General features: G+C 70.9%; 2 protein-coding genes. Both read right to left on the bottom strand.

What is annotated here, in order from left to right; all coding sequences use genetic code 11:
- Nucleotides 1-305: 305 nt before the first annotated feature.
- Nucleotides 306-953, bottom strand: coding sequence for a response regulator transcription factor (locus ACRDSQ_RS18525; RefSeq protein WP_431422790.1), 648 nt, complete (start codon nt 951-953; stop codon nt 306-308).
- Nucleotides 944-1196, bottom strand: a 253-nt coding sequence (locus ACRDSQ_RS18520; RefSeq protein ID WP_431422788.1) for a sensor histidine kinase, incomplete at its 5' end; no start/stop codon positions are given. The genes ACRDSQ_RS18520 and ACRDSQ_RS18525, both read right to left, overlap by 10 nt.

The following is a 1196-nucleotide window of genomic DNA, read 5'->3' as shown; positions in this document are numbered from 1 at the left end:
GTCTCACCCCACTGTTCTGGCAACACGTGCTGCCCTACGGCGAAGTGAAACTCGACATGGCCGCCCGGCTCAGTGTCCGGGCGGGGTCGCCTCCGCGGTCGGCTCGGCACCCTCAGCTCGCGGGTGGGAAGCCACCTACCGCTGTTGCCTGCTCCCAGACAACCTGCCATTCGCCGCGTCGCTTCTCGTAGAGGCCCCTCTCGGACCGCGGCGTCCACGCCCGCGGCGGGCTGGCTGCAGCGGGTCGAGCGGACCTGCTGACAGACCTGCCAGGTCACCTCGACTTCGCCGGAGGCGTCGCGTCGCTACTGCTGTCTGAGGAATTGCAGCACCGCCAGCACCCGCCGGTGTTCGCGCTCGCCCTGCTCCAGACCAAGCTTGGTGAACACGCTGCGCACGTAGCCCTCGATGGTCTTGGTGCTGAGGAAGAGCTCGTCGGCCATGCCGGCGTTGGTAAGTCCCTGCGCCATGAGGGCGAGCACCTCGCGCTCGCGGTCGGTGAGGTTGGCGAGCGGGTCGCGCTCGCGGCGCCGGCCGACGAGGCGGGTGACCAGCTCCGGATCGATCACCACCTCCCCCGCCGCGACCCGTCGTAGGTCGACCGCGAACGCGCCGAGGTCGGACACGCGGTCCTTGAGCAGGTAGCCGACCGCGCCGTTGAACTCGGTCATGAGCCGGAGCGCGTGGTGCACCTCGACGTATTGGGAGAGCAGCATGAGGCCGACCTGGGGCGCGAAGCCGCGGATCACCGCGGCTGCCTCGATGCCCTCGTCAGCGAAGCCGGGCGGCATCCGCAGGTCGGTGATGACCACGTCGGGCGGGTCCCGATGGACCAGCTCGACGAGCTCGGCGCTCTGCCGGGCCTGGCCGAGTACGTCGAACCCGATCTCGGTGAGGATTCGTGCCATCCCCTCGCGGAAGAGGACCGCGTCGTCGGCGACGATCACCCGCACGGCAGCACCGTCGCGATCCGGGTACCGCCCCCACCGGGGCTGTCCACCTCAAGTTCGGCGCCCAACGCGGCCAGCCGGTCCGCGAGCCCGGACAGCCCGCTCCCCGATCCCCGGTTCGCCCCGCCGCAGCCGCCGTCGCACACCTCGACCCGTAGCCCCGCGTCCAGCAAGGCCACGTCGACAGAGACCGCACTGGCCCCGGAGTGCCGCGCCGCGTTGGTCAGCGCCTCGCTGACCAGGTAG

This window comes from Actinokineospora sp. (assembly GCF_050699995.1).
In the GTDB taxonomy this organism is placed as follows: Bacteria; Actinomycetota; Actinomycetes; order Mycobacteriales; family Pseudonocardiaceae; genus Actinokineospora.
The sequence above is the reverse complement of the archived record's forward strand: the minus strand, read 5'-3'. Positions and strand labels throughout refer to the sequence as shown.